Annotated in this window: 20 protein-coding genes; 9 read left to right on the top strand and 11 right to left on the bottom strand. The window is 69.2% G+C overall.

The annotated features are described in order from the left end of the window. Positions 1 to 7: 7 nt before the first annotated feature. The 8 genes from LG391_RS08745 to LG391_RS08710 form a co-directional block, all read right to left on the bottom strand. A complete protein-coding gene (locus tag LG391_RS08745; RefSeq protein ID WP_225767590.1) occupies positions 8 to 985 on the bottom strand; it encodes a heparin lyase I family protein in 978 nt (325 codons plus the stop codon). Between the two features lie 69 nt (positions 986 to 1,054). After that, positions 1,055 to 2,020: a heparin lyase I family protein gene (locus tag LG391_RS08740; protein WP_225767589.1), complete on the bottom strand. Its 966-nt coding sequence runs from the start codon at positions 2,018 to 2,020 to the stop codon at positions 1,055 to 1,057. A 45-nt stretch (positions 2,021 to 2,065) separates the two neighbouring features. Beyond that, positions 2,066 to 2,863, bottom strand: coding sequence for an ABC transporter permease (locus LG391_RS08735; RefSeq protein WP_225767588.1), 798 nt, complete (start codon positions 2,861 to 2,863; stop codon positions 2,066 to 2,068). A 2-nt stretch (positions 2,864 to 2,865) separates the two neighbouring features. Further along, positions 2,866 to 3,759, bottom strand: a complete 894-nt coding sequence (locus LG391_RS08730; protein WP_225767587.1) for an ABC transporter permease — start codon at positions 3,757 to 3,759, stop codon at positions 2,866 to 2,868. 222 nt (positions 3,760 to 3,981) lie between these two features. Further along, positions 3,982 to 5,034, bottom strand: a complete 1,053-nt coding sequence (locus LG391_RS08725) for an ABC transporter ATP-binding protein (protein ID WP_225767586.1) — start codon at positions 5,032 to 5,034, stop codon at positions 3,982 to 3,984. A 67-nt stretch (positions 5,035 to 5,101) separates the two neighbouring features. After that, positions 5,102 to 6,202 carry a PotD/PotF family extracellular solute-binding protein gene (locus tag LG391_RS08720; protein WP_225767585.1) on the bottom strand — a complete coding sequence of 367 codons (1,101 nt, stop codon included), beginning with the start codon at positions 6,200 to 6,202 and terminating at the stop codon, positions 5,102 to 5,104. A gap of 19 nt (positions 6,203 to 6,221) precedes the next feature. Beyond that, positions 6,222 to 7,397, bottom strand: coding sequence for an aminotransferase (locus LG391_RS08715; RefSeq protein ID WP_225767584.1), 1,176 nt, complete (start codon positions 7,395 to 7,397; stop codon positions 6,222 to 6,224). Positions 7,398 to 7,406: 9 nt separating this feature from the next. Continuing rightward, on the bottom strand, positions 7,407 to 8,261 hold the full coding sequence (locus tag LG391_RS08710) for a dimethylarginine dimethylaminohydrolase family protein (RefSeq protein ID WP_225767583.1): 855 nt from the start codon (positions 8,259 to 8,261) through the stop codon (positions 7,407 to 7,409). Positions 8,262 to 8,378: 117 nt separating this feature from the next. Between LG391_RS08710 and LG391_RS08705 the strand changes: the two genes are divergently transcribed. Further along, positions 8,379 to 9,299 (top strand): LysR family transcriptional regulator, encoded by a 921-nt coding sequence (locus tag LG391_RS08705; protein WP_225767582.1) that lies wholly within the window; start codon positions 8,379 to 8,381, stop codon positions 9,297 to 9,299. A gap of 164 nt (positions 9,300 to 9,463) precedes the next feature. Here the strand turns inward: LG391_RS08705 and LG391_RS08700 are convergent, their stop codons facing one another. Continuing rightward, the gene (locus tag LG391_RS08700; protein ID WP_225767581.1) at positions 9,464 to 10,201 is read right to left on the bottom strand and encodes a hypothetical protein; all 738 of its coding nucleotides are present in this window, start codon (positions 10,199 to 10,201) and stop codon (positions 9,464 to 9,466) included. 211 nt (positions 10,202 to 10,412) lie between these two features. After that, positions 10,413 to 10,817, bottom strand: a complete 405-nt coding sequence (locus tag LG391_RS08695) for a helix-turn-helix domain-containing protein (RefSeq protein ID WP_225767580.1) — start codon at positions 10,815 to 10,817, stop codon at positions 10,413 to 10,415. Positions 10,818 to 10,988: 171 nt separating this feature from the next. Here LG391_RS08695 and LG391_RS08690 point away from each other — a divergent pair, with 171 nt between their 5' ends. The 3 genes from LG391_RS08690 to LG391_RS08680 are packed head-to-tail and all read left to right on the top strand — an operon-like array spanning position 10,989 to position 13,477. Then, positions 10,989 to 12,128 carry an epoxide hydrolase family protein gene (locus LG391_RS08690; protein ID WP_225767579.1) on the top strand — a complete coding sequence of 380 codons (1,140 nt, stop codon included), beginning with the start codon at positions 10,989 to 10,991 and terminating at the stop codon, positions 12,126 to 12,128. 54 nt (positions 12,129 to 12,182) lie between these two features. Next, a complete protein-coding gene (locus tag LG391_RS08685; RefSeq protein WP_225767578.1) occupies positions 12,183 to 12,581 on the top strand; it encodes an ester cyclase in 399 nt (132 codons plus the stop codon). Between the two features lie 11 nt (positions 12,582 to 12,592). Beyond that, the gene (locus LG391_RS08680; protein ID WP_225767577.1) at positions 12,593 to 13,477 is read left to right on the top strand and encodes an alpha/beta fold hydrolase; all 885 of its coding nucleotides are present in this window, start codon (positions 12,593 to 12,595) and stop codon (positions 13,475 to 13,477) included. A gap of 527 nt (positions 13,478 to 14,004) precedes the next feature. Here LG391_RS08680 and LG391_RS08675 read toward each other — a convergent pair. Further along, entirely contained in the window at positions 14,005 to 15,138 is a 1,134-nt protein-coding gene (locus LG391_RS08675) for a lytic polysaccharide monooxygenase (protein ID WP_225767576.1), read from the bottom strand. A gap of 294 nt (positions 15,139 to 15,432) precedes the next feature. On the opposite strand from LG391_RS08675, the gene LG391_RS08670 reads away from it, so the two are divergent. The 5 genes from LG391_RS08670 (at position 15,433) to LG391_RS08650 (ending at position 20,441) form a co-directional block, all read left to right on the top strand. Beyond that, the gene (locus tag LG391_RS08670; protein ID WP_225767575.1) at positions 15,433 to 16,497 is read left to right on the top strand and encodes an ABC transporter substrate-binding protein; all 1,065 of its coding nucleotides are present in this window, start codon (positions 15,433 to 15,435) and stop codon (positions 16,495 to 16,497) included. Positions 16,498 to 16,634: 137 nt separating this feature from the next. Next, positions 16,635 to 17,048, top strand: coding sequence for an endonuclease domain-containing protein (locus LG391_RS08665; protein ID WP_225767574.1), 414 nt, complete (start codon positions 16,635 to 16,637; stop codon positions 17,046 to 17,048). Beyond that, entirely contained in the window at positions 17,045 to 18,526 is a 1,482-nt protein-coding gene (locus tag LG391_RS08660; protein WP_225767573.1) for a sugar ABC transporter ATP-binding protein, read from the top strand. Before LG391_RS08665 ends, LG391_RS08660 begins: the two co-directional genes overlap by 4 nt. Continuing rightward, positions 18,523 to 19,497, top strand: coding sequence for an ABC transporter permease (locus LG391_RS08655; protein ID WP_225767572.1), 975 nt, complete (start codon positions 18,523 to 18,525; stop codon positions 19,495 to 19,497). The genes LG391_RS08660 and LG391_RS08655 overlap by 4 nt, the downstream gene beginning before the upstream one ends. Beyond that, positions 19,494 to 20,441, top strand: coding sequence for an ABC transporter permease (locus tag LG391_RS08650; protein WP_225767571.1), 948 nt, complete (start codon positions 19,494 to 19,496; stop codon positions 20,439 to 20,441). Before LG391_RS08655 ends, LG391_RS08650 begins: the two co-directional genes overlap by 4 nt. The last annotated feature ends 1 nt before the right edge of the window (position 20,442 follow it).

Genomic DNA, 20,442 nt, shown 5'->3' with positions numbered 1-20,442 from the left:
GGCGCTCCTATTGGTCGAAGCGCCGGGGATCGACCGCGGCGAAGCCGTCGCCGCGGGTGAAGTTGTCGAACCGCACCGCCAGCGGCACCGGCGACGGGTCGCGATAGGGGCCGAACTTGAAGTACTGGTTGCCGCCGCCGGGGAAGCCGACGGGGCCGTGCACCGCGGCGATCGGCCGGCCGTCCGCCCAGACCTCCACCAGATCGTCCGGCCGGCCGGTGACGCGCAGATGCACCACCATGTCGACCCAGGCGCCGAAGGGCGAGGGCAGAGACGCCTTGCGGTCAATGGCGAGGCCGCGGCTGCATTCGGCGCTGCGGTCGGCCGGCAGCTCCGCGCCCAGCTCGTCGGCGCCGCCATGCAGGAAGCTGCGGATGCCGTTGGGGAAGTCCGAGAAGTCGTAGCCGTCCTGCCAGGCCACCAGCACTCGGCACTGCTGGCCCGGCGATGGCCCCGCCTGTTCGACGGTCAGGTGGAAGGCGCCGTTCTTGAAGCGCTGGGCCAGGAACGGGCTGCGGCTGCCGCTCTGCTTCCACTGGCCGATCACCAGACGGTTGCCGTCGGCCGTCGCGGCCGGCCCGTCGATGCGGAAGCTGAAGCCGAACCAGCTTTCGGCGCCCGGCGCCTCGGTCGATTGCAGCCACAGCTCGGCGCGCTGGTCGTCCTCCGGCTCGAACACCGCGCCCGGCGCGGTGTCGAGGCAGCCGCTGCGCCGGCGCTGCACCTCGACCGAGGGAATGGCCGGCGGCATCGTGGCGTCCGGCAGCAGGGCCATGCCGGCGGCGTAGCGGCCGGACCGCACCAGGGACTCCTCGATGAAGAAGCGGTTCTCCGCTCGCGGGCAGGGGGCCCAGATGTCCGGATCGATGCGGCCCGATTCGAATCCATCGGCGATGTCGGCGCCGGCGGGCGCGGCGGCGGTCGGGGCTGTGGCGAGGATCAGGACGGCCGGCAGCAGAAGCCGTCGCGACAGGGCTGCGAGCATGATCGTCCCGGCGGTGTCGGGGCCGCGGGCAGGATAGGCGGCCGGCCGGGCGCAGCCAAGCGGTGCGACCTATTTATCGAACCGCCGGGGGTCGACCTCCTCGAAGCTGCGGCCCAGGCCGAAATTGTCGAGATGCGCCACCACCGGCGTGTCGCCGGGGTCGCGATACGGCCCGATCTTGAAGTACTGCCGGCCGCTGTCGCGATAGCCAAGCCGGCCGCGGACCGTGACGATCTGCCGGCCGTTGGCCCAGACCTCGATCAGGTCGTCCGGCTGCGCATTCACCTTGATGTGGACCACCATGTCGACCCAGGCGCCGTAGGGCGACGGCAGCGACGCCTTGCGGTCGATGCTGAGATTGCTGCCGCAATCGGCGGTGTAGTCGGGCGGCAGCCTAGCGCCGGTCTCGTCGAAGCCGTCATGCAGGAAGCTCAGATGCGGCGGGAAGTCGGAGAAGTCGTAGCCGTCCTCCCAGGCCACCAGCACCCGGCACTGCTGCAGCCGGGCCGGCCCGTCCTGCTCCACGGTCAGGTAGAACTTCCGGTTGCGGAAGCGCTGGCCGAGGAACGGGCTGTACTGCCCGGCCTGCTTCCATTGCCCGACCAGGAGGCGCCGGCCATCGGCCTCGGGCGCCGGCGGCGCGTCGATCCGGAAGCTGAAGCCGTACCAGAGGTCGGCGCCCTTCTCCTCGGTCTCGCGCAGCCACAGCTCGGCCCGCTGGTCGCTGCCGGCCATGAAGTCCATGTCCTTGTCGGAATCGATGCAGCCGCTGCGCCGGTGCTCGGTGTTCACCGCCTCGATCTCAGGCGGCAGGTCCGGCGTCGGCAGCAGCGCCATGCCGGCGGAGTACTTGCCGGAGCGCGCCAGCGCGTCGTCGATGAAGAAGCGCCCCTCGGGCCGGCGGCAGGGCGACCACACCTGCGGCGGAATGCGCCCGCCCTCGAACCCGTCGCTGAGCGGATCGGCGGGAGCCGGGGTGGCGGCCAGCAGGAGGAAAAGGGCTGGCAGGTGCCACCGCAGGAAGGCTGGAAGCATGGATCTGTCGGGCCGCCGAATCGGGAAACGAAGCGGCAGGATAGGTCAACGCGGCGGCCGGGTGGCTCCCAGAAGACGCGGCAGGTCGCCGCGCCAGGCGACCAGCGAGAACACCAGCGCCGCCACCAGCACGAACAGCGCCGTCACCGCCGCCATCACCGGGGTGTAGCCGTAGCGCAGGGCGTTGAAGATCTTGATCGGCAGCGTCTCCACCGTCGACCCCGCCACCATGTAGGCGACGATGTACTCGTTCAGGCTCAGCACGAAGGCGAAGGCGTAGCCGGAGATGATGTAGGGCCTGACCGAGGGCAGCACGATGGTGCGGAACACCGTGCGCTCGTCGGCCCCCAGCGTGCGCGCCGCCTCCACCGCCGCCTTGTCGATCGAGGCCAGGCCGAGGGCGATGTTCACCAGCGGCAGGGTGACGAAGAAGATGCCGTGCGAGACGATGGTGGCGGCGATGTGCCCGTACAGGCCGACGATCTGCCAGAAGATCAGGAAGCCCAGGGCCGAGACCACCGGCGGCAGGATGAAGGGGGCGATGCCGAGGGTGTAGAGGGCGCGGCCCCAGCGCGGGTTCCAGCGCCAGAGATACCAGGCCATCGGCAGCGCGATCGACACCGACAGGGCCGCGGCGAGCACGGCGATGACCACGCTGTTGCTCAGCGCCCCGACCCATTCCGGGTCCTGCAGCATCTCGCCGTACCAGGCGAAGGACAGGCCCTGCGGCGGGAACAGCAGGCGCTTCTTCTCGTTCAGCGACACGCCGATGATGACGATGATCGGCGCCAGCAGCACGGCCCCGATCAGGCCCATATAGAGGCGGGAGAGGGCGCGGCCCATGGTCAGCGCCTCCGCCCTTGGCCGAGCAGCAGGGTCAGGCCGATCAGGGCCAGGCTGACCAGCACCAGGAACACCGCCAGCGCCGCGGCGAAGGGGATGTTCGACTGGTAGATCGCCTGGTCGGTGATCAGCACCGACAGGGTCCAGTGCTCCGGCTTGCCCAGCACCTGCGGCAGCACATAGCAGCCGAGGGTGAAGACGAAGACCAGGATGGCGGTCGCCAGGATCGCCTGGCGCAGCGACGGGATCACCACGGTGAAGAAACCGCGCAGCGGCGAGGCGCCGAGGGTGCGGGCGGCCTCGGTGATCTCGGGGTCGAGGCGGTTCACCGCCGGGTACAGCATCAGCACCGAATAGGGGAAGCCGATGAAGCAGAGGCCCATCAGCAGCGCGCCGAAGCTCGGCGTCCAGGCCTCGGGCGAGGACAGGATGCCGAGCGTGACCAGCAGGTTGGACAGGCCGGCCGAGCGCGACAGCAGGATCGACCAGGCGAAGCCCATGATCACTTCGGACAGCGACAGGATCGACAGGATGCAGACCAGCCAAGCCACCTGCGCCCGCCGCCGGGTGCGGCTGAGGAACCAGGTGAAGGGCACCGCGGCGGTGACGCAGATCACGGCGGCGAGGCCGCAGATCATCAGCGAGAAGCCCAGCACCCGGGTGAACAGCGGCGTCCAGAACCGGGCGTAGTTCTCCAGCTCGAAGGCCGGCTGGTACAGCCCGCCCTCGACCCGGTGATAGAAGCTGAACGCCACCATGATCACGAAGGGGATCAGAAAGAAGACGGCCAGCATCGCCGCCGGCCACAGCGCCGGAAGCCGGGCGAGGAGGCCGCGGGGGGCGGACGGGGCGGGCGCCGGGGCGGCCGATGCCGCGGTCATGGCGGGCGCGGTCATGCGGGCCTCCCGAAAGTGTCGAGGGCGCAGCCTTCCCAATTATGCGGGAGGGGTAGGGAGGGGCTGTCTCAGCCGGATCCCATGCTGCCATATTGGCCCCCGGTTCCAGGCGGCGGGATCCGGAGCATTCGCGCGCGGACGCGCGCAGACCCCTCCCCCACCCTCCCGCAAGGGGAGGGGGAGAGTGGGAAGGCAGCGGCGCCGAGGTCGGGGACATCGCGGTCATGCCGCCAGCACCACGCAGGAGTCGGGCGGCAGCTCGACCGTCACGGTCTGGCCGGCCGCGATCGGGGGCAGATCCTTGCGCGCGGCGGCGGCGACGAGGCGGGTGCCGGCGCAATCGACATAGACTTCGACCGAGTTGCCGACGTCGCGCACGAAGTCGACCGTGCCCGCCACCCGGTTCGGGCCCGCCTCGCCGGCCGGGCGCAGCTGCACCTCCTCCGGCCGGACCAGCAGGGTGGCGCCGGCGCCGGGCTGAAGCCCGTCCAGCCCCTCGCTCGCGGTCAGCACCGCGTCGCCGAGGCGCAGGGCCCCGCCGTCGACCCGGACCGGCAGCAGGTTGCCGGTGCCGATGAAGTCGGCGACGAAGGCGTTGGCCGGGCGGCGATAGATCTCCAGCGGCGCGCCGGCCTGCTGGATCCGCCCGTTGCCCATCACCACGATCAGGTCGGCCATGGTCATGGCCTCGCGCTGGTCGTGGGTGACCAGGATGGTGGTGACGCCCAGGCGCTGCTGCAGCTGCCGCAGCTCGATCTGCATCGCCTCGCGCAGCTTGGCGTCCAGCGCCGACAGCGGCTCGTCCAGGAGGAACAGGCTGGGGTCGATCGCCAGCGCCCGGGCGATGGCGACGCGCTGGCGCTGGCCGCCGGACAGCTGCGAGACGTGGCGGTCGGCCACGCCGGGCAGCTGCACCATGGCCAGCAGCTCCTCCGCCCGCCTGCGCTGCGTCGCCTTGTCGGCGCCGCGGATGCGCAGGGCATAGGCGATGTTCTCGCCGACCGTCAGGTGGTCGAACAGCGCCAGGGACTGGAACACCATGCCGAAGTTGCGCTGGTGCGTCGGCACCGGGGTGACGTCGCGGCCGTCCAGCAGCAGCTGGCCCTTGGTCGGGGATTCCAGGCCGGCGATGATGCGCAGCAGCGTGGTCTTGCCGCAGCCCGAGGGGCCGAGGAAGCAGACCAGCTTGCCGGCCGGGACGGCCAGGTCGACATCGGTGACGGCGGTGACCCGGCCGTAATCCTTGGCGATGCCCTGGAGGCGGAGCTCGTGCATGCGGCGCGGGTCCTGTCTCGGAGGTAAGGCCCCGGCCGCGGGCTCCGCAGCCGGGGCGCGCTCTCTATCAGCCGGTGATCATCGCCGTCCACTTCTCCGCGACCCAGTCGCCGCGTTCGGTGTACAGCTTGTAGTCCGGGATGATCGGCTTGATGTCGCTGGAGACGGCGGCGAACTCCTCCGCCGACAGGGTCAGCATCTCACGCGGCACGATCGGCGCCGTGCCGACCTTGCGCGACAGCAGCTCCTGCTGCGCCGGCTGGCACATGAAGTCGATGAAGACCTGCGCCTCCTCCAGCTTCTTCGACGCCTTGCTGACGGCCCAGGAGCCGCGGTCGGACACGCCGCCCTCCTTCGGGAAGGTCGAGCGCACCGGGAAGCCGTCCTTGATCGCGAGGCCGGTGACGTCGTGATAGTACTCGCCCATCGGGATCTCGCCCGACTGCAGGGCGTTCTGGAACTGGCCCTCGTCGCGGTACCACAGCGACACGTTCGGCTTCAGCTCGGCCAGCTTGGCCAGCACCTTCTCGACGCCCTCATTGGTCGACAGGATGTCGGTGTTGCCGCCGAAGAAGGTGTGGGCGGTGATCTCCAGCAGGAAGGAGTTGCTGGCCAGCGCCATCAGGCCGACCTTGCCCTCGTTCGCCTTGTCCCACAGCGCCGCCCAGCTGGCCGGCGCCTCGGCATAGGTCTCGGTGTTGGTGACGAGGGTGATGAACCAGGCCACCGCCGCGACGCCGGCGATGCGGCCGTCGTCGTATTTGTTGATGAACTCCGGGAACACCTTCTCGGCGCCCGGGATCTTCGCCGGGTCCAGCGCCTGCCACAGACCGGACTTGATGCCGCGCAGCATGGCCACCTGGGCCATCATCGACACGTCGGCCGGGGCCTCGCCGGCATTGGCCGCGGTCTGCAGCTGCACCAGCCAGGCCTCGCCGGTCGGCTCGCCGACGCCCTCGACCTTGATGCCGCTGGCCTTGGTGAACTCCGGGAAGACGTGCTTGCCGAAGCTCTCCTCGAAATAGCCGCCATAGGTGCCGATCTTGATGCTGCGCTCCTGCGCATGCACGAAGGGCGCGCGGCCGACCGTGGCCAGGGCGGCGCCGGCGGCGGACAGCTTCAGGAGCGTCCGCCGGCTCGGGGAATAGCGATAGATCTCGCGGGTCATGAAACCTCCTCGTGTTTTCTTATGACGACGCCAGGGCGGCCGTCAGCCGGTCCGCGACGACAGGGGCCGCGTCGCTGCCGACATTGGCGAAGGCGACGCGCAGGAACCGGTCCTGCCCCGGCCCGAACATGCTGCCCGGCAGGGTCAGCAGATTGTGCTCCAGCGCCAGGCCGCGGGCCACCGCGACGGCATCGCGGCTCGGGAACGGATGCTCGAGATAGGCGAAGAAGGCGCCCAGGCTGACCAGGCGCCAGCCCTGCAGCTGCGACAGGGCGGCGCGGAACACGGTCGCGCGCTCGCGCATCGACGCGGTGTTGCCCTGCACCCAGCCGCCCAGCCGCTCCAGGCCGAACAGCGCCGCCTCCTGGCCGATCCGCGGCGCGCAGATGGCGACGCAGTCCATCGCCTTCTCGACCTGCGCCATCAGCGCCGGCCCGGCGGTGATGGACCCGACGCGGTGCCCGGTGATCGCGAAGACCTTGGAGAAGCTGTAGAGGTGCACCACCGTCGAGCCCCAGTCCGGATCCTCGAACAGGTCGTGCGGCCGGGCGTCGGTCGGCAGGAAGTCGATATAGGTCTCGTCCAGCACCAGGGCGATGCCGCGGCGCTTCGCCAGGTCGTAGAAGGCGCGCAGCGTCCCGGCGGGATAGATCGCGCCGGTCGGGTTGTTCGGCGTCACCAGCACGATGGCGCGGGTGCGGTCGGTGATCAGCCGCGCGACCTCGTCCACATCCGGCACGCCGCCGGCGTCGGGCCGGAAGGCCGGGTGCAGCGCCTCGATCCCCGTCGCGTCCAGCCACATCCGGTGGTTGAAGTAATAGGGCAGGGGCAGCACCACCTGATCGCCCGGCCGGGCCAGCGCCGCCATGGCCAGGCAGAAGGCCTGGTTGCAGCCGGCGGTGATCGCCAGGTTCTGCGGGCCGATGGCGCCGCCGTAGTAGCGGGCGAAGCGCGCCGCCAGCGCCGCGCGCAGCTCGGGCAGGCCGAGGATCGCGGTGTAGCGGTGCACGGCGGGGTCGCGCAGCCGCTCCGCCAGATGCGCCGTCAGCGCCTCCGGCGGGGCATAGCCCGGCACGGCCTGGGCCAGGTCGATCAGCGGCCGGTCGGCCGGGAAGCTGCGGCCTTCGACCCAGCGCTGGGCCTCGGCGATCGGCGGCGCCGCCACGGCGGCGAGGAGGGGATTGAGCGTCGTCATCGGCCCTGATTATACCGGATCGCGCTTCAGCGGCATGGTCATGCAGTGGATGCTGCCGCCGCCGGCCGCCAGCAGGTCCAACTCGGGCTCCAGCACGTCCAGCCCCTCGGCCCGCAGCGCGGCGTTCACCCGGGCGCTGTGCTTCGGCGACAGCACCCGGTCGCGGCCCAGGGCCAGCAGGTTGCAGCCCATCCGCATCACCTCCTTGTAGGTGACGTCGATCAGCTTGATGCGATGGCCGCGCAGCCAGTCCAGCAGGCCGTCGTCCAGCACGTCCGTGCAGGCCACGGCCAAGCCGTCCGCGGCCATGCAGAAGATCACGTCGAGATGCAGGAAATGCTCGGGGAAAGGCTCGACCCGCGCTTCCCAGCCCTCGGCCTCGAACCAGCGGGCGAACTGCCGGGCGCCGGCCTCGTTGGTGCGCTCGCCGGAGCTGCCGATCAGCACCAGCCCGGGGCGGATGATGTGGATGTCGCCGCCTTCCAGCGTGCCGTCGGTGGAGTAGCGCCAGATGCCGCCATGCTGCTGATAGAACTCGATCACCGAGGCGTATTCGCCGCGCCGCTGCGGGCGGAACAGCTGGGTCACCACCGGGCCCCAGGGCGTCACCTGGCTCGAATCCCGGGTGTAGACCTGATAGGGCAGGTGCGGCTCGGTCTTCAGGTAGTGGCAGGTGACGCCGGCGCTCTCCAGCGCATCGACCATCTGCCGGTACTGGCCCTGCACCCGCTGGTGGTCATAGGCCGACCCGGCCTCCAGCGTGGCCCGGGCGATGCTGTTGGTCGGCTGCCAGGCATAGTGCTCCGGCGTCGCCAGCAGCACGTCGCGCAGCACGCCGGTCTCGGAATCCAGGGTCCAGGTCACGCGAGGCCTCGCTGTTCGTCACCGTTTCGTTGCCGGAAGGATGGCAAATGTCACGGCGCTGAAAAATAGCGGCGTCGCGACGTTCACTTCGCAGTTTCTCGATGTAATCTCGTCGCCATGAAGAACGTATCAGATGTCGAGCTGCGGCTGCTGCGAATCTTCGTCACCGTGGCCGATGCCGGAGGCTTCGCCGCGGCGCAGGCGGCGCTGAACCTCGGCGCCTCCACCGTCTCGACCCAGATGGCGCAGCTGGAGCGGCGGCTCGGCGCCCGGCTGTGCGAGCGCGGCCGCTCCGGCTTCCGGCTGACCGAGAAGGGGCGGGCGGTCTACGACGCGGCGCGCCGCCTGCTCGATGCGGTGGAGAGCTTCCGGACCGAGGCCCTGGCCCTGGACGCCCGGCTGGCGGGCGACCTGCATATCGGGCTGGTCGACGCCACGGCCGGCGATCCGGGATCACCCGTGATCGACGGGCTGCGCCGCTTCGGCGGCCGCGACCACCGGGTGCACCTGCATCTGGCGATCGACACGCCGGCGCGGCTGGAGCAGCGGCTGCTGGACGGGCAGCTGGACCTTGTGGTCAGCGCCTTCCCGCGCCACATCGCCGGACTGGTCTACACGCCGCTCTACCGCGAGAAGCAGGTGTGCTACTGCGGCGCCGGTCACCGGCTGTTCGGCGCCCCGGACAGCCCGGACGTCCTGGCCGAGATCCGGCGCGAGCGGCTGATCACGCGCGGCTACTGGAACCTCAGCGACCTGGGACGGCTGGGCCTGTCCGAGGCATCGGCAGCGGCCACGGTCGACTGCATGGAGGCGCAGGCGATCCTGATCCTGTCCGGAGGCTATATCGGGTTCCTGCCGACCCATTATGCGGCGCCATGGCAGGCGGAGGGCCGGCTGTACCAGCTGTTGCCGGCTCTCCTGTCGTATGACGCGCCGTTCGAGATCGTGACCCGCAAGGGCGTCACCGTCTCCCGCGCGGCGCAGCTCCTGATCCAGGACCTGCAGGCGTCGCGGCGGGAGCCCGCCGGCCGAGCCTGAGACTGGCGGCCTTGGGCCGGCATCCTCGTCATCGCGGGTGCGCCCCTCGGACTTGATTCGGCAGGCGCGGGGATCCGGGGGGCCGTGCCGCTGGATGGCCACGCCCCTGCGGGGCTCGCCATGACGGCTTCCCGGTCGGGGCAGCCGGTCTCGGCTGCGGCAGCTCAACTGCTGTCGGGCTTTTCGGGCAGCGGTCCGACGGCCGAAGGTCGGGGGTGCCCGGGTTCCGCCGGGGCGTCCGCTTCCTCAGGCTTGGCGTCGGGCGGCCGGGCGAAGGGCGGCCGGGGATAAGGTGATTGGGGATGCCCGCTCTCCTCGACCGCCCAGGTCTCGGCCCGCCACCGGCTCCAGTCCGGCGCGATGTCGAGCTCCCGGCAGAACCGGGCGACGACCTCGCCGACCGGCAGGTCGCCGATGTCCTCGGCGGTGTCGTCCTGCAGCCGGCGGTCCAGCTCGTGCAGCAGGTCGTCGCGCCGATCCTGCTCGTCGACGTCCAGCTCGCAGGCCTCGGCTTCGGCGGCCTCCTCGGCCTCGATCGCCTCCTTCAGGATGCGCCGGACCAGGTTGCGCCGCCGGCGCCAGCGGTCCTGCGCCGCGGCGGTGTCCCGCTCGACCGCCGCCTTCTGACTGTCCGCTGCCAGCCGGGCCTCCAGCGCCACGGTCTGGCGCACCTCGTAGGACAGGCGGGCGAACACCAGGCCGAGCCCGCGGGTGCGGTCGGCGGCGTCGTCCTCCGGCGGCCGGCGCGCGGCCTCCACGGCCTGGCCCTGCACCGCCTCGGCCAGCCCGAGGGCGAGCTCGCCGAGCCGCGCCAGCATCCGGCCGTGCCGCTCCGCCCGCTCCTGATGGGGATCGGCCGGTTCGGAGAGTGCCGGATCGGGGGCGGATGGCGCCATGTTCATGGAACATATCATGAACAAAGCCGCGAGTTAACGCAACTGAACTTTGCGTATCTCGTCCGCAGGGGGCCGGCAGGCAGTGCGCGGCATCCGCCTGTTCCGGGACGTGCATCAGCAAGCGCCCGATCGTCCGCAAGGGGCGGAAAGCGGCATTGGCTCCGGCGCTCGAGACACACGCATAGCGAACCGCCGCCCGGCTCGTGTTCAGGTGTGGTCATCGAGAACTGTTTCGCGCTGGTTCTGTGCCGAGCCCCCTTGACGAGCCTGCCGCCTCTGATTCTTTGAGCCTCTCTCCCCAATCGCGCATGCTCAGCAGCACGGGCGCGAGCGATTGGCCGAGTTCGGTCAACTCGTATTCCACCTTCGGAGGAACTTCGGGGAACACGGTCCTCTTGACGATCCCGTCCGCCTCGAGCTCGCGCAGCTGCAGGGTGATCATTCGCGGCGTGGCCGAGGGAGTGGCGCGACACAGGGCATTGAAGCGTAGTTTGCCTTGTAGCAGATGAAAGACCAAGACGGGCTTCCAAAGTCCGCCGATGACCGACAGCGTCGCTTCGACCGCGCAACCGGTCCGGCCGGCCGTCCGCCGTCTCACCCGACGGGGAACACTATCATCCATGATACTACATGTTCTGTTTGTGCGTACTCCCTGCGTCCACAATAGGCGTCTATCTTTTCGTCCGAAAGAGACGTTTCCGTGAGCGGTCATGAATGCTCGCGGCGGGGGGCAGGATGCAGGCGTTACCTAGCCCTACTCTTCCGCACATGCGAAGCGGATCAGGAGAAGATAATGATCTCGCCCTTCACCATTGCAATTCGCGACGAACGCCTCGCCGCCATTAAAGCAAAGGTCCAAGCGTACGATTGGAGCCAGCTCCCGGATGCGGGAGGTTGGAAATCGGGCGTAGGTATCAAAGACCTGAAGCGGCTCGTGGCCTACTGGCGTGACGCCTACGATTGGCGCATAGCCGAACGGCGCCTCAATCGGCTGCCCCACTTCACAACCGACATCGAAGGCGAGCGCATCCATTTCCTCCATGTGCGGGGGAACGGGTCAAAGCCGCCCGTTCTTCTTCTCCATGGTTGGCCGGGATCGTTCCTCGAATTCGAGCAGCTCCTGGAGCCCCTCGCGACGGACGGACACGATGTTGTCGTTCCGTCGCTCCCGGGTTTCGTCTTTTCCAAGCCGATCACCGGCATCATCGGTCCCCGTCGCGCCGCAGACCTCATGCACGGGCTCATGGTCAGGTTGTTCGGACAGTCCCGCTATATCGTTCAGGGTGGAGACTGGGGCGCCCACATCGCGAGCTGGATGGCCTACACGCAACCCGACGCATTACTCGGATTTCACATCAACATGGTCTACGTCGTCGCCGAAGACGTCACTCCGACGACTGCAGAGGAAAAGGATCTGATCTCTCGCCGTAACGAAATCCTCGATTGGGAGACCGGCTACAATCACGAGCAGGAAACTCGACCACAGACGCTGGGAGTAGCGATGGCCGACAGTCCCGTTGGCGTCGCCGGGTGGATACTTGAAAAATTTGGGCAATGGGCAGATCTGCCGAAGCGTGCCGACGGCAGCCCGGACATTTGGAGCAAATTTTCTGAAGAAGAATTGCTCACCAACATCATGCTTTACCTCGCCCCGTCGTCGGTTGTTACGGCGACTTGGATATATCACGGCAAGCGCCTGGAGCGATCGGATCGGTTTCCTTCGGGCTCGCGCATACGAGTACCCGCCGGCATCGCCGCGTTCCCCGACCCCGTATTTCTGCCGACGCCGCGTTCGCTCGTCGAGAAGACCTACAACGTCGTTCACTGGAGCGACATGCCCGCGGGCGGCCATTTCGCGGCCCTGGAGCAACCGGAGCTCATGCTGGCCGACCTTCGGGCCTTCATTGCCACCGTATCTGGGGAGCGGCCCTGAAGCCGGCTTTCCAGTTCCGCAGGCCGCCGCATTCGGAAATTCGGGAATGAACGAATGACGAAGCTAGAACTCCTGGAGAGATATCGGGCGTACGTAGATTGCCTGAACCGGCGGGATTGGGCGCGCCTGGGGGACCACGTCGCCGACGAGGCCCGATACAACGGCAAGACGGTCGGCCTAGGTGGCTATAGGAAGATGCTCGAAGGCGACGTCGCGGCAATCCCAGATCTGGTTTTCAACATCGACGTTCTCGTTTCCGATCCTCCCGTCGTCGGGGCCAGGCTGCTTTTTGATTGCACGCCCAAAGGCGAATTGTTCGGCCTGGCCGTCAACGGCAGGCGCGTGTCCTTTGCCGAGAACGTCTTTTATCGGTTCGCCGACGGAAAGATCGAAGACGTATGGTCCGTGATCGACCAGGCTGTAGTCCGAGCACAGCTCGGGCTCGGAGTGTAGGAGTGTCGAGCGTGAGGACAGCCCGCACCGGGACTTTGGAGATCGGCTTCCTCCATGAAGGCGCGGAAGCGGGGTGGCCGGTGGTCCTGACACACGGCTTCCCCTACGACATTCATGCCTTCGACGAGGTCGTTTCGCCCTTGGCACGGGCGGGAGCTCGCGTGATCGTGCCTTACCTGCGCGGCTTCGGGCCCACACGGTTCTTGTCCTCGAAGACCATGCGCAGCGGGCAACAGGCCGCACTCGGCCACGACCTTATCGACCTGCTCGATGCCCTGGGCATCGAGCGCGCCATCCTGGCCGGCTACGATTGGGGCGGCGTTGCGTCCTGCGTCGCCTCCGCCCTCTGGCCGGAGCGCGTGACCGGTCTCGTCTCCTATGCCGGCTACGACATCGTCGACGTCGAACGGCTTGGGCACGCCTTTGCCCCGGCGATGGAACGGGAGATCTGGTATCAGAACCTCTTCCAGCTCGAGCGTGGACGCGAGTGCCTGACACTTCACCGCCGCGAGTTGTGCCGCGCGCTTTGGGAGCGATGGTCGCCGGGCTGGACGTTCGAGGAATCCACGTTCGAGAGAACAGCCACTTCCTTCGACAACCCGGATTTCGTCGACGTGGTAATCCACGCGTACCGCTTCTGTTTCGGGACGGCGGCCGGCGACCCGGCTCTGGCCTCGTTCGAGGCACGTCTAGCCAAGAAGCCCACAATCGGCGTTCCCACGCTGACGTTGGACGGTCTGCGGGATCCCCTGAAACCCGGCGGCACGGCGCACCATGCGTCGATGTTCTCCGCTCGCCATGAGCATCGCGCCGTCGACTGCGGCCACAATCTGCCGTGGGAGGCGCCCCATGACTTTGCCGATGCTATCCTGACTGTGCGTGGGTGGACAGGCTGACGCATAATGTCTGCCCGACGGCTCTACCGGCGGCTTGTTCGACTGTACCGGTTTCCGACGTGAGATTGCCCGGCTCGGGAACCCGGCGCATCGCAACGGACCCACTGGATGATCCCGTTCGGAACAAGCCGCTTCGATCGACCGCTTCGCGAGTTGACTGACTCCAACCAGCCGTTCCTCTTTCGGCCACGCTCGGCCGTGAGGTGCGGGTCAGGTTGCCGCCAGCGGACGTTCCGAACGTCGGCACTGGGTCGAACCCGGTCCTCCGTGTCCAGGCGGGCGGGGATATCGCACAGCCAGGCTCGGACCGCGGGACGGAACAAGAAGGAGAGAGGCGCCGACGCCTCTCTCCTCCTCGGGCAGGATCCCTTATACCAGCGAGCCCGTGAAAGGGTCGTCATTGCGAGCGCAGCGAAACAATCCAGGGCAGCTCGCACCGGCCCCTGGATTGCTTCGTCGGCTCCGCCTCCTCGCAATGACGGTTCTTTCCTGGGAGAGGGAAGAGTCTGATCACGAGCTCGCCGGCATCAGACGGCCTGCCAGAGCGTCGGGCTGGTGGCCGGGGTCCAGCCGGCGCCGACCCAGGCGGTGTGCGCCTGCAGGCACCGGTAGCTCCGGCCCTGATAGGTCACGATCTGGCCGACCGCGTAGGTCCCGCCTTCGACCCAGCTGCCGGTGCCGCCGCCCCCGGACGGCGCCTGCTTGTCGACCTCGTAGGTGTAGCCGACGTAGGACTTGCTCAGATAGACGCGGTTGGCGGTGGCGGACTGGGCCGGCGCGATGCTGGCGCTCCCCGATCCCGACTGCAGCAGGCCGATCCGGAAGATCTGCGATTCCGCATTGACCTTCTGCGCCAGGGTGTACGGCCACATCGCCGCCTTGCCGGTCGCGGCGGTCAGCGTCACCGAATGCTTGCCGGCGTCGCGCCCGTTCGGATCGAAGACGCGCAGCGTCACCGTGCTGCCGGCCGCCAGGTCGCTGTTGGCGATCAGCGGCCCCTGGTCCTCCCAGCCCGTGGTCGGCACCGGCGTGCCGTCGCCCGGGAACCTGACGTCGGAGCAGGCGTAGAACGCCTCGCGGCTGTCGGCGCGCTGCCAGATGCCGTAGATGACGTGGCCGCCCTTCCTGCCCTGGGGCAGCTTCACCGTCATCCGGTACTGGTCGCCGACCTTCTGCGCGGCGGAGCCCGGCACGGTGGCGAACTCTTCCAGGTCGCTCCACTTCAGCGGCGCGTTCGGGTTCCAGCCGGACTTGGTGATGAAGTACTTGAAATAGCTGGTCGCGTGCGCGGCCGTCGCCTTCCAGACGAAGGTGTAGTCGCCCGCCGCCGTCGGCACGATCGACGACGCGGTCCAGTCGGGACGGGCCAGATCGAGGCCGCGGAACTCCGCCCCGCCGCCGGAGCAGAGCTGGCCGTCCGGCACCACCGCCTGGTGATTGCCGCCGGCGTCACCCTGACGCACCCCGTTCCAGTCGTAGAAGGCCTGCGGGCCGGCCATCGTCTTCGCGGCCTTGCAGGCCTCGGATTTCGGACTCTCCGGCCCTTCCTGGTAGCAGGCATAGACCCGGCTGATCGGCATCTCCAGCGTGCCATGGGCCCAGGCCGTCGCCGAGGCCGCGATGCCGGAAGCGGCGAGCGCCGCGATGGACAGAATTCTCACTCGATCGTCTCCCCCATTTGCAATGCAAGGCGAGGGCCGAAATCGCCGTGGGAACGGGATCCGCACCCCCGCCGCGCCGGAAAGGCGTCACGGAGGAACGGGTTCCGAATTGTTTTTTCGGAATATGAAAATTATTCGAAGGTGGAAATTTTGCTCCGGCCGATCAGACGGTTCCGCGCGACCAAGGTTGCACATTTGTTCTATCGGTCGAACACTTGTCAATTTGTCTGATCAATCTCATAGTGCCGCCGCCGGACAGGAGTCCGGACAGAATATTGCGGGAGGATCGGTTCCATGCGTGGTGTGAGAAGCTGGGCGCTGGCGGCGCTCCTGTGCGGCGTCGCCGCGGTTCCGGCCCATGCGGCGGACGGCGTCGCCACCGGCGACACCTCGGGCAAGAAGATCGCGCTCAGCAACAACTACGCCGGCAATTCCTGGCGCCAGGCGATGCTGAAGAGCTGGGACGAGGTGGCCAAGACCGCGGTCGAGAAGAAGCTGGTGGCCGAGGCCCCGGCCTTCACCACCGCCGACAACTCGCCGACCGACCAGGCGGCGCAGATCCAGAACATGATCCTGCAGGGCTACGACGCGATCGTGATCGACGCGGCCTCGCCGACCGCGGTCAACGGCGCGGTGAAGGAGGCCTGCGACGCCGGCATCGTCGTCGTCTCCTTCGACGGCATCGTCACCGAGCCTTGCGCCTGGCGCATCGCCATCGACTTCGAGGGCATGGGCCGCGCCCAGATGGACTACCTCGCCACCCGGATGAAGGGCGGCAAGCTGCTGGAGATCCGCGGCCTGGCCGGCGTCTTCGTCGACGACGAGATCCACAAGGGCATCGAGGAAGGGGTGAAGGCCCATTCCGGCTTCTCCATCGCCGGCTCGGTGCATGGCGACTGGACCCAGACCGTGGCGCAGCGCGAGGTCGCGGGCATCCTGCCGACCCTGCCGGAGATCGACGCGGTGGTGACCCAGGGCGGCGACGGCTACGGCGCGGCCCAGGCCTTCCAGGCCGCCGGGCGCAAGGTGCCCCTGATCATCATGGGCAACCGCTACGAGGAGCTGAAGTGGTGGAAGGAGCAGACGGCGAGCGGCTATGAGACGATGAGCCTGTCGATCGCCCCCGGCTCGGCCCAGGTCGCCTTCTGGGTGGCGCAGCAGATCCTGGCCGGCAAGGACGTGCCGAAGGACCTGCGCCTGCCGACCGTGGTGGTGGAGCAGGCGAAGCTCGACTACTGGCTGGCGCACACGCCGGAGGGCGGTGTCACCAACGCCACCTACCCGCAGGATTGGACGGTGAAGCTGATCGACGCCATCGCCGCGGGCAAGGAGCTGCCGGCGACGCCGACGGAGGGCTGAGCAGGCGAGAGCCAAGGCCCATGTGGCCCGGTCGCCGGCTGCCCCCACCCTGCGCTAACTCCCTCTCCTCGGGGAGAGGGAGGGGCCCATTCGCGTTGGCGAATGGGAGGGTGAGGGGGACGGCGGGCGACCGGAAGTTGGAGAGCCGTTCGGTCGGCCGGGCACGGCGCCTGCGGCAGAACGGAACCGATGCGGAGCGGAAGCTGTGGTTCGTGCTTTCCCGGCGGGGGATCGAGGGGGCGAAGTTCCGCCGCCAGCATCCCTTCGGCCCCTATGTTCTCGACTTCTATTGCGAGAAGGCCCGGCTGGCCGTCGAGGTCGATGGCAGCCAGCACACCGAGGAGCGGGACCGCGACCGCACGGCCTATCTGAACGCGCAGGGCGTGACCGTGCTGCGCTTCTGGAACCATCAAGTTCTCCGGGAAACCGAAGCAGTGGCCGAGATGATTGCGCACGAATTGCGGCACCGAGCCACCCTCACCCTCCCGCCGCCAACGCGGCGGGCCCCTCCCTCTCCCCAAGGAGAGGGAAAGCTGAGCATCCGGACATGAATTCCACACCGATCGTCGACTTCGCCGGGGTGGCCAAGAGCTTCGGGGCGGTGCGGGCGCTGGGCGGGGTCGACCTCGCCGTGGCGCCCGGCGAATGCCTCGGCCTGGCCGGGCACAACGGCGCCGGCAAGTCGACGCTGATGAACGTCCTGGCCGGCACCCTGACGCCGGACGAGGGGCGGCTGACCGTGCTGGGCGAGGACCGCACCGGCCGCTACGCCATCGGCCCGGCCCAGGCGCTGGGCATCCGCTGCGTGTTCCAGGAGCTGTCGCTCTGCCCCAACCTGACGGTGGCGGAGAATGCGCGGATCACCCATCCCGGCCTGACCGGCCCGGGCTGGCGCCGCCGCGCCGGCGACCTGATCATCGGCACGCTCGACCGTATCTTTCCCGGCCACGGCATCGCGCCGGAGGCCGAGGTGGCGGACCTGTCGATCGGCCGGCGCCAGATGGTCGAGATCGCCCGCGCCTTCAGCGTGACGGATGCACCGCTGCACCTGGTCATCCTGGACGAGCCGACCTCCTCGCTCGACGCCGTCGCGGCCGGGCAGCTGCTGGACTATGTGCGCCGGCGGGTGGCCGAAGGCCTGTCGGTGATCCTGATCACCCACATCCTGGGCGAGCTGCTGTCCACCGCCGGCCGGATCGTGGTGATGCGCGACGGCCGCGTGGTCGGCGCCTGGAAATCCGGCGAGATCGACAAGCCCGGCCTGGTCGCCGCCATGGGCCATGCCGCCTCCGCCGCCGCCGAGGTCCGGGCGGAGGCGGACCGGTCGGCGCCGGTGCGGGTGCGGGTACCGGCGGGTCCGGGGGCGGGGCTGGAGCTGGTGGCCCGCGAGGGCGAGATCATCGGCCTCGCCGGTCTGGCCGGGCACGGCCAGAGCCGGTTGCTGCAGCGGGTCTACGACGCTGCCGGCGGCTCGCGCTTCGGCCTGCGCCGCGGCGGGGCGGAGGTGCGGGGCCGCGTCGCCTTCGTCGCCGGCGACCGCCAGACCGAGGGCGTGTTCCCGCTGTGGTCGATCGAGCGCAACATCACCATCCGCTCGCTGGCGGCGCTGCGCCGCGGCGGCCTGATCTCCCCCGCCGCCGAGGCGGCGCTGGGGCGGGAGTGGAAGGAGCGGATCGGCATCCGCGCCCCGGACCTGTCCGGCGGGATCCTGACTCTGTCCGGCGGCAACCAGCAGAAGGCGCTGTTCGCCCGGGCGCTGGGCTGCGACGCCGACACGGTGCTGATGGACGATCCGATGCGCGGCGTCGATGTCGGCACCAAGCACGAGGTCTACGGCCTGATCCGGGCGCAGGCGCAGCAGGGCCGCAGCTTCCTCTGGTACACGACCGAGATGGAGGAGCTGGAGCACTGCGACCACGTCTATGTGTTCCGCAACAACCGCATCGTCGCCGATCTCAGCCGGTCGCAGCTGACCGAATCCGCCGTCCTCCAGGCCTCCTTCGCGGAAGAAGAGCGCCGCGCCTCATGACAGACCTCGCCTTGCCCCGCCCGCGGCAATCCTGGACCGCGCCGCTGACCCGCGCCTCGACCTGGCGGGCGCTGCTGCCCTTCCTCTCGCTGGTCGCGATCCTGGTGCCGATCTTCCTGATCAACCCGAGGACGATGAGCTATCTCGGGCTGAACCTGATGCTCGGCCTGGCGATCCCGATCATGTTCGCCACCCTGGCGCAGATGTGCATGCTGACGGTCAACGACCTCGACCTCGGCATCGGCGCCTATGTCGGCTTCGTCACCTGCGTCGCCGCCACCTGGCTGGTCGACGCGCCGCTGCTCGGCATCGCCGTGCTGGCCGGCGGCGTCCTGGCCTATGCCGCGGCCGGCGCGCTGATCCACTGGCGCAACGTGCCGTCGCTGGTGGTGACGCTGGGGATGAGCTTCGTCTGGCTCGGCCTCGCCATCCTGGTGCTGCCCTCGCCGGGCGGCGCCAGCCCGGCCTGGCTGCGCGCAGCGATGAGCTGGAAGCCGCCTTTCGTGCCGCTGCCGATCCTGGTCGCGGTCGCGTTGGCCGCGCTGGTGCACCTGTTCCTGATGCGCTCGGCCCTGGGCTCCGTGCTGCGCGGCGCCGGCGGCAACCCGAAGGCGATCGCCCGGGCCGGCTGGTCGCTGCTCAAGATCCGGGTCGGGCTCTATGCCCTGGCCGGGGTGTTCGGGCTGCTCTCCGGCCTGTCGCTGCTGGGCCTCTCCACCTCGGGCGACGCCAACATCGCCCAGCGCTACACGCTGCTGTCGATCGCGGGCGCGATCCTCGGTGGCTGCGACTTCGTCGGCGGCCGGGTGTCGCCGGTCGGGGCTGTGACCGGGGCGCTGGTGCTGACCCTCGCCGGGTCGCTGCTCACCTTCATGCGGATCTCGCCCGACTGGCAGATCGGCGCCCAGGGCGCGATCCTGATCATCGTCCTGGCCCTCAGGGCCCTGACCAGCCGGAGGCGGCCGCGATGACCCGGATCTCCACCTGGACGTCCGACCGGCCCTGGCTGTGGTCCTGGGCCGGGGCGGCGCTGCTGTGGCTGGCCGTCGTCGCCGTCGCGGCGGGCGAGGGCGCGGGGCAGGTGCTGACCGCCGCGCTCAGCTTCGGCGTGTTCTTCGTCGTCGTCGCCATCGGCCAGATGTTCGTGATCGCGATGGGGCCCGGGAACATCGACCTGTCGATCCCGTCCAACATCGCCCTGTCGGGCTCGGTCGCCATGATCGTCATGGCCGGACAGGATGGCATGATCCTGCCGGGGCTGGCGGCGGCGCTGGCGACGGGACTCGCGGTCGGCATCGCCAACTGGGCGCTGATCCGCGGCTTCGCCATGCCGCCGATCATTGCCACCCTGTCCTCCAGCCTGGTGTTCCAGTCGGTCGCCATCGCCTATGGCCGCGGCCTGCGCATCGCGCCGCCCGACGGTTTCGCCGCCTTCACCACGGCGCAGGTTCTGGGCGTGCCGGTGATGGCGGTGGCCGGCTTCGCCCTGGCCGCGGTGATGGCGGTGGTGCTGCAGCGCACGATCTACGGAAGGTCGGTGCTGGCGGTGGGGCAGAACCCGCGCGCCGCCCATCTGGCCGGGGTGAAGGTCGAGCGCACGCGCTTCCTGACCTACGCCCTGTCCGGCGGCTTCGCCGGGCTGGCCGGGGCGCTGATGGCCGGGTATTTCGGCGGCGCCTCGCTCGACATGGGCAAGGACTACCTGCTGAACTCGATCGCCGTGGTGGTGATCGGCGGCACCAGCGTCGCCGGCGGCCGGGCCAATCTGCCCGGGCTGTGGGGCGCGTCGCTGTTCCTGTTCCTGCTGGTGACGATGCTGAACGCGCTCGGCACCGGAACCGGGTTGCGGCTGGTGCTGACCGGCCTGATCATCATCGCCGTGATCGTCGCGGCGGGCGGCGAGAAGACGCGCTGAG

It is taken from the genome of Inquilinus sp. Marseille-Q2685 (assembly GCF_916619195.1).
In the GTDB taxonomy this organism is placed as follows: Bacteria; Pseudomonadota; Alphaproteobacteria; order DSM-16000; family Inquilinaceae; genus Inquilinus.
Note: the sequence above shows the minus strand (reverse complement) of the source record. Positions and strands in the feature narration are given on the sequence as shown.

What these genes read in the sequence shown, in the direction of transcription:
- LG391_RS08745 (WP_225767590.1), bottom strand. Translation starts at nt 985, where the DNA reads ATGCTCGCAGCCCTGTCGCGACGGCTTCTGCTGCCGGCCGTCCTGATC.
- LG391_RS08740 (WP_225767589.1), bottom strand. Translation starts at nt 2,020, where the DNA reads ATGCTTCCAGCCTTCCTGCGGTGGCACCTGCCAGCCCTTTTCCTCCTG.
- LG391_RS08735 (WP_225767588.1), bottom strand. Translation starts at nt 2,863, where the DNA reads ATGGGCCGCGCCCTCTCCCGCCTCTATATGGGCCTGATCGGGGCCGTG.
- LG391_RS08730 (WP_225767587.1), bottom strand. Translation starts at nt 3,759, where the DNA reads ATGACCGCGCCCGCCATGACCGCGGCATCGGCCGCCCCGGCGCCCGCC.
- LG391_RS08725 (WP_225767586.1), bottom strand. Translation starts at nt 5,034, where the DNA reads ATGCACGAGCTCCGCCTCCAGGGCATCGCCAAGGATTACGGCCGGGTC.
- LG391_RS08720 (WP_225767585.1), bottom strand. Translation starts at nt 6,202, where the DNA reads ATGACCCGCGAGATCTATCGCTATTCCCCGAGCCGGCGGACGCTCCTG.
- LG391_RS08715 (WP_225767584.1), bottom strand. Translation starts at nt 7,397, where the DNA reads ATGACGACGCTCAATCCCCTCCTCGCCGCCGTGGCGGCGCCGCCGATC.
- LG391_RS08705 (WP_225767582.1), top strand. Translation starts at nt 8,379, where the DNA reads ATGAAGAACGTATCAGATGTCGAGCTGCGGCTGCTGCGAATCTTCGTC.
- LG391_RS08700 (WP_225767581.1), bottom strand. Translation starts at nt 10,201, where the DNA reads ATGAACATGGCGCCATCCGCCCCCGATCCGGCACTCTCCGAACCGGCC.
- LG391_RS08695 (WP_225767580.1), bottom strand. Translation starts at nt 10,817, where the DNA reads ATGGATGATAGTGTTCCCCGTCGGGTGAGACGGCGGACGGCCGGCCGG.
- LG391_RS08690 (WP_225767579.1), top strand. Translation starts at nt 10,989, where the DNA reads ATGATCTCGCCCTTCACCATTGCAATTCGCGACGAACGCCTCGCCGCC.
- LG391_RS08685 (WP_225767578.1), top strand. Translation starts at nt 12,183, where the DNA reads ATGACGAAGCTAGAACTCCTGGAGAGATATCGGGCGTACGTAGATTGC.
- LG391_RS08670 (WP_225767575.1), top strand. Translation starts at nt 15,433, where the DNA reads ATGCGTGGTGTGAGAAGCTGGGCGCTGGCGGCGCTCCTGTGCGGCGTC.
- LG391_RS08660 (WP_225767573.1), top strand. Translation starts at nt 17,045, where the DNA reads ATGAATTCCACACCGATCGTCGACTTCGCCGGGGTGGCCAAGAGCTTC.
- LG391_RS08655 (WP_225767572.1), top strand. Translation starts at nt 18,523, where the DNA reads ATGACAGACCTCGCCTTGCCCCGCCCGCGGCAATCCTGGACCGCGCCG.
- LG391_RS08650 (WP_225767571.1), top strand. Translation starts at nt 19,494, where the DNA reads ATGACCCGGATCTCCACCTGGACGTCCGACCGGCCCTGGCTGTGGTCC.